The following is a 7,536-nucleotide window of genomic DNA, read 5'->3' on the forward strand; positions in this document are numbered from 1 at the left end:
TTAAAGTTAAATTTTTAATTGAGTGATTATTTAAAACCGTTAATCAAATATAATAAGAAAAATTAATATCGATTTTAAAATTTTGGTTAATACTTACTTAAACCATTGCCCTTAATTATGCGGTATAAATTGTTTACCTAATGATTATTTTTTTACTGAAATCTCCTTTTGTAGTCTTAACTTTCACAATATAGACTCCTGAAGGTACATTTTTAATTGGAATTTGAATATTATTTTGTTTTTGGTCTTCCACATCCCAATTGGTAATAGACTGACCCAATAAATTGAAAAGGAATACTTTGTTTACTGTTCCGTCTATAAATTTGTTCTTGATGTTTAAGGTTTTAGTATTATTTGTAAAATAAACCAAGATGCTTTCAGGTAAAGTAAAATCGTCTACTTTAAGTGTTTTATCAGCAAATCTCAATGAGAAACGGTTGTTGTATTCTCCAATAGCAAGTGAAACTTTTAAAGCACTTTCTCTAAGGTCATGGTATATACTGGTTAGATTATCATGCAGATAAATTTTAGTGGTATTTGGCATATTTTCTAAAGCGTCAATTTTTATTGTACTTAACCCTTCCTTGGCTATTGTAAAACCCAGAGGAATTATTTGATTGTCATTAAAATTTGGGATTGCTTGAATTACAAACTGACTATCACTCAATTCCCAATACATATCATTGTCATTTGTATCAAACATTGGTGCATCATAACCTAAATCAAATTGATTTGTGGAATTAGGGTCGGCTCCAACTAATAGTTGTCGATGCGCACCAACAGGAGAGTCAAAACCCAATCTGATTTTTAATCTTGTGTCTGTATCGGTAGTATTTGACTTGTCGCCACCTGTTTTCAAAAACATGGAACTTGTAAGATTTTCTCTCATGAATACCCGTTGACTATTTTTAAAATTTATGGTCCCACCCTGAACGGTCGATGTTGTCCCAATTATGGCAGGATCTAATGCAGCATCCACAAAAAATCCTTGGGCTACAGGTATGTAACGTCCTGGTGCTTTTAACCCGGATGCACCGTTATTTAAAGTTAATGAACTGTCATTGATACCCGGAACACCTCCTGTTAATGTGTAGGTTGCATAACCACCCTCATATTCAGCTAATTCATGATTATTTGATAAACCAAAATGATCCCAAAAATAGAGTGCACCATTAAATACGTTGAAACCTGCTCTGCCTGCTAAATTATCTTTTATAAATTCATCGGCATCGAGGGCAGAAGGATATGGATTACCAATTAAATAGGTTTGCTCTTGCGAAATATTCAGAGAAATAGTTCCTGAATTGGGTTTGCCAACAAATACATGATTTTGTTTTACATCTATAGCTGCTGTTCCGCCTGTTCCTTTCATGGTAAATCCTTCTCCTGTGTTTAAAGGTAATGTACTTCCAATATAGTTCCATTGATTATAATCTTGTAAATCCGTATTTAAGTCGAGCGTTTGTGAATTGTAGGACCATAGCCAACGGTTGCTTATTTTTATTGGAATTGTCACTGCTCCATCGGCACTAAATGCTCCTTCAACAAAGTTTATAGTTTTCGGATCAGCGGAGTTTGTACCATCCCTTAAAATACTTGTAAGTGAGTAGGGGGTGTTATTAATAACCCCTTGAATTATACTTACTGGTGATGACCAATAATTGTAATTGAAACTGTTTTGCTTGCCTTGTTGGTCCCGTTCAATATATCCTGAACTAGCTACCTCAAAAATACTTTCACTGAATTGATTAGTAGTGAATAGGTTAGATGAATTATAGGTGCCATATCTCTTTTGTACCAATTGTGATTCTCCTACCAGATCAATATTGCCATTCAATTTTAAATAATGGGTAATCCATAATCCTTGACCATCATTTTTTTCGATAGGTGTGGTGACAACAGGATCAGCAATTGTTAATTTGCCTGCGGTTGAAATTAAACCTAAAATGGTGATATCTTTATTTCCAGAACTAATATTATGTCCTGTTTGTACAATATTCCAATCGATTAGAGTTCCATTAAAACCAGTACTATTTGGATAATCCCAAACAGAATCACCATATTTCCATGGAGTTGTCCCGGAGCCTGTATCCATCCAGTTACCATCTCTTATTGAAACATAAGGTAATGGAGCAGTTTCTTCTTGGGAACTCGTAATGTTTCTTAATTTGCCATCAACACCTTTTCCTGCAAAAGGTTTAAGATAACCACAATCAATTTGGTTCATACGGTAATACCCTTTTAAATTTGCCCAAGATATTGGTTGATCATCGATTCCGTCTTTATTGGTATCAGGGCCATTAACATCAATAGGTATTATTTCTCCTCGAACAGCAGTACCATTATTAATAATTTGTTGATTCATCATTTGTCTCACATGGTCTGGACTTAAACCTACATCCCAAACTCTTAATTCATCCATCCATCCTGAAAAATGATTTACAGGTTTATTTGGAGTATTTCCTGTCTGGTCCATAGCTCCCGCAATACACTCAAAACTATTGGTTGTTGGTTGAGAACCGGCAGAACGAACAACTTCAATTCCGTCAACATATAATATATAGATTCCGCCACTATAGGTAACCGCCACATGATACCATCTACTGGTAGTTAATGGAAAAGACGATGTTATTTTACTGCCATTATTCCAATTAAATGTCAATGTACTTCCAACAAGTCTTATGTCATATCCATCAATAAGACTGTTAGCATTTCGTTTAGATATAATGGTTTGGATAATACTTGGTGGATTAATGGGTTGTGGATCTGGTTTTACCCAAACTTCTATGCTAAATGCACTAGTTAATCCATAATTATTTTTAAAAGCGATATAATCATCAACTCCATCAAAATCAACCACGTCACAATTGGTTAATGTTACCTGAACAAAACTGTCACAAATTGCAGTGTCGGATCCCACTCTCCATCTCAGAGTATAAACACCTGAATCACCCGAAAATGATGAAATTGGACTAGAGACATCAGAAAAACTATAGGTTCCACATGTGTTTGTAGTATTAAAGACAGACCATGTTCCTGTTGCTCCTGTACCCGGATCATCATTATAATCTATTTTTTTAGCCGGATCCTTTGGTACTAATGAAGGATAGGCTCCTTTGTTGAAATTTTCTTTAGCGGTTTTGGTATTGTCATAAGCATTAAGTTGAACTGTTCTTTCTCCGCATTGTTCGTTGGTGTATGCTTGTGCCTCACCGGCATACGAATAATTTACTTTTACAGTTGCTAACGCAGTTCCGTCTGGATCATAGGCTCTACATCCATTTATTAAAGATGTTGCCCCATATTTGTGGACACCTGGTGCTGTTGGAGTAATTGGAATTGCTACCTCTAATTTACCTCGAATAATATACTCTCCTGGAGTTCCAAGGCCATCTGTCCATTCTACCTCATCGTAATAAGGTTTAACAGGAATTGTAATATTATCAATTGCCCATACACTTTCATCAGTTGTACCAAAAAAGGTCCACTTCACTCTAAGACTCGTAAGTCCATATGAAGGAATTGTTTTAATGTATTCGTATAAATCAAAACAGGAGTTATCGTTTGCAAACATATAATAACTAGAGGTTGAAGGAGGTTTATTTTCTGGAGAATCCCAATCCCAAGTTAATGGCGGGTTTTTCCCTATTAATTCTTGTAAGGGAATGTTATAAGTTGTTCCGCCGTCTAATGACAACTCTAACTTGGCATAATCTCCCGCATGTAGGTTATACGCTTGGTCGAAACAGATAGATGCTTCGGCTAAACCTTCCAAACTAAATATGGGAGTTTCTAAGGTTGTTGGTCCTACACCAAACTTTGTAGTATATTCATTACTATTATAATTACCATGTGCCATTCCAAATTTCTTCCCTAGTATACCATTATCATATTCTATTATATAGGATGTGCCTACTCTTTTAGAATCATTGGTTCCTGTCCAATTGTTAACTTTTGCATTATTTGCTGCTGCTGTCCATGCTGTTCCTGATACTTCTCCATCAATTTTCCATTGGGTAGGATCCCATTTATTAGGAAATTGTCCTAAATTAAAATCTCCACCATTACCTGCGTTTATTGTAGAAGTATATCCACTACGTGCTACTAAAGAAACTTGTTCATTCAGACAGATGTTGAATAAATTTTGATCTAAAACTGGAGGAACATCAGGAGGAATGGCATGTACATTTACCATATTTGAATATTGAGTACAGTTTCCTACCTGCACTAAGACTCTAAATAAAGTAGATTTAGTGTTGTTGAAATTAAATACAATATTGTAAACATTAGTAGTAATAGGATTATTAGAAACATCTTTAATGATGCTCCATTGTGTGTCTCCAGCTTCAAATTTTTCCCAACGAACAATGGTACCTATTTCACCTGATAAATTTATTGTAACAGGGTTACTATCATTGGGACATGAAGAAATGGCAATATTATCAGTAGGGGTATAGACTGCTGGGGGAATTACATCAAGTTTCCCTAATAAAGTACCCCCAGAAATTGGTGGTGCTGTTAGCGTTACATTTTGTGTTTGGGTAGCAGTGTTTCCATTACCATCATTATAAGACCAGGTAACTACAGTAAGTCCTAGTGTTGTAAATGGAAAAGTAATATTAGGGGTTCCGTTTATCACGCCAATAGGGCAATTATTAGTTGCAGTTGGTATTGGCAAATTATCTATTTGACAACCTGAATAAGTTAATGCTGGTAAAGGTGTTGTACTAGCAACTGGAGCAATGGTGTCGTCAATGATTACGGTTTGTGTACTTGTTATAACTGTTCCAAAGGCGAAAGACCAAACAACAGTATATGTTCCTTGAGTATTATAAGTAGTAGTATCTCCAGTAGTTCCAGTTACTGTTACTCCACAGGTATCTGTAAAAGTTGGAGCCGTTAATGTAGTTGAACATTGTGCCGTTACATTTGATAAAGTTATTATTGGTTTAGGATTTACAGTTACATTGACTGTAAATGTTGAGCCAGAACAATTGTTCGCAGTTGGCGTAACGGTATATCGAATCACACCAGCAGTTGTCCCTGAGTTGGTTAATGTTTGTGAAATTGTTGTGCCACATGCTCCTGGACAATCACTAAACCCAGTTATAGTTCCGCTAGTTGGTGTTGTTATTAATGCAGCAGTCCAAGTAAATGTCGTACCGATAATAGTTGAGTTTAGGGCTACATTGCTAGTTCTAGCATTGCAAATGGTTTGATTTAAAGCGGAACCTGTGGGTAATGGATTGACAGTTATAGATCCTGTGGCAATTGCATTCCCACAACCGCCGGTCAAAGTTACTGAATAATTGTATGGAGAGGCCACTGATACAGATGGTGAGCCACTAATCGTTACCACATTGGCAGCCCAGTTACCTGTTACTCCTGTTGGCAACCCAATAAATGTAGCACCTGTTGCTCCAGTGGTTGAATACGTGATATTGGTAATTGCAGTATTGATGCATCTTGTTTGTGCATCGGTTCCCACTGCTGATGTGCGGGTTATTGTATTATTTGGTGTAACGGTAATGGTTCCTGTAGCATTTACTGTTCCACAACCTCCAGTTAATGGTATGCTATACGCAAATACGCCTGATGCTGTTGGTGTGCCACTGATTGTAATGGTATTAGATGCAAACGCAGCCGTAACTCCTGAAGGTAAACCTGTGGCAACACCTATTCCAGTTGCTCTAGTTGTAGTATGGGTAAGATTCGGAGATAGTGCAATATTGATACATCTTGTTTGTGGAGTTGAAGCTGTTGCTGTATTGTTTGGTGTAACAATTATAGTTCCTGTAGCATTTACATTCCCACAACCTCCAGTTAACGGAATACTGTAGTTAAATGTTCCAGAAGCTGTTGGTGTACCGCTGATAGTAATTGTATTTGATGCAAAAGCAGCCGTAACTCCTGCAGGTAAACCTGTGGTAAAACCTATTCCAGCTGCTCCAGTTGTAGTATGAGTAATATTGGGTAATAATGTATTAGTACATAAAGTAGGTGCGCTAGATGCAACTCCAACTGTATTGTTTGGTGTAACGGTAATTGTTCCTGAAAAGGTCCCACAACCACCTGTCAATGTTATGGTATAGTTAAATGTTCCTGATACTGTAGGAAGACCACTTATTGTAAGTCTTTTTGGACCGGAAGCATAGGAATCTGTGACTCCTGAAGGAAGGCCAGTTACTATTGCAGCTGTGGGGTTTCCGGAAAAATCATATACAATGTTTGATATTAAGGTATTAATACAAATGGTTTGTATATCTGTTCCTGATGTCCCAAGTGTGAAAGTATTGTTGGGAGTTACAGTAATTGTACCAGTTGCATTTACATTTCCACAACCTCCTGTTAACGGAATGCTGTAGTTGAATGTTCCCGAAACTGTTGGCGTACCACTTATTGTAATGGTATTAGATGCAAAAGAGGCTGTAACTCCGGCAGGTAAACCCGTTGGTGTTCCAATTCCAGTTGCTAAAGTAGTTGTATGGGTAAGGTTTGGAGATAATACGGTATTGATACATTTCGTTTGTGGGGTTGATGACGTTGCCGTCATATTTGGTGTTACGGTAATGGTTCCAGTAGCATTTACTGTTCCACAACCTCCAGTTAACGGAATGCTGTAATTAAATGTTCCAGATGCTGTTGGCGTTCCACTGATGGTAATTGTATTAGAAGCAAAAGCAGCAGTCACGCCTGCAGGTAAACCTGTTGGTGCTCCAATGCCAGTTGCTCCGGTTGTAGTATGAGTAATATTGGTCAATAAGGTACTAATACACAAGGTTGGTGTAGTCGATGCAACTCCAACCGTATTGTTTAGTGTAACAGTGATTGTTCCAATAGCATTTACACTTCCACAACCTCCTGTTAATGGAATGCTGTAATTAAATGATCCAGACGCGGTTGGCGTTCCACTGATAGTAATTGTATTAGAGGCAAAAGCAGCAGTCACGCCTGCAGGTAAACCTACTGCCGAACCTATTCCAGTTGCTCCAGTTGTAGTATGGGTAAGATTCGGCGATAGTGCAATATTGATACATTTAGTTTGTGGAGTTGAAGCCGTTGCTGTATTGTTTGGTGTAACAGTTATCGTTCCTGTAGCATTTACATTTCCACAACCTCCAGTTAACGGAATGCTGTAATTAAATGTTCCAGATGCTGTTGGCGTTCCACTGATGGTAATTGTATTAGAAGCAAAAGCAGCAGTCACGCCTGCCGGTAAACCCGTTGGTGATCCAATGCTAGTTGCCAAAGTAGTTGCGTGGGTGATATTGGTCAAAAGAGTATTGATACATAGCGTTGGAGTGCTCGATGCAGCTGCTACTGTCATATTTGGCGTTACCGTAATAGTTCCTGTTGCAGTTACCGCAGGTGTTGTACAACCGCCTGTTGTAGTTACTGTATAGCTGAATGGCGAACCAACAGTTGTTGATGGTGAACCGCTAATCGTTACCACATTGGCAGCCCAGTTACCTGTAACACCTGTTGGCAACCCACTAAAAGTAGCACCTGTTGCACCAGTGGTAGAATAGGTGATAT

At 37.7% G+C, this 7,536-nt stretch carries 1 protein-coding gene; it reads right to left on the reverse strand.

Annotated elements, in window-relative coordinates:
- Window positions 1-133 precede the first annotated feature (133 nt).
- The gene (locus tag ACFX5E_RS14455; protein ID WP_379855865.1) at window positions 134-7,489 is read right to left on the reverse strand and encodes a LamG-like jellyroll fold domain-containing protein; all 7,356 of its coding nucleotides are present in this window, start codon (window positions 7,487-7,489) and stop codon (window positions 134-136) included.
- Between the last annotated feature and the right edge of the window lie 47 nt (window positions 7,490-7,536).

Origin of the sequence: Flavobacterium xylosi (genome assembly GCF_042787345.1) — a bacterium.
Classification (GTDB): Bacteria; Bacteroidota; Bacteroidia; order Flavobacteriales; family Flavobacteriaceae; genus Flavobacterium; species Flavobacterium xylosi.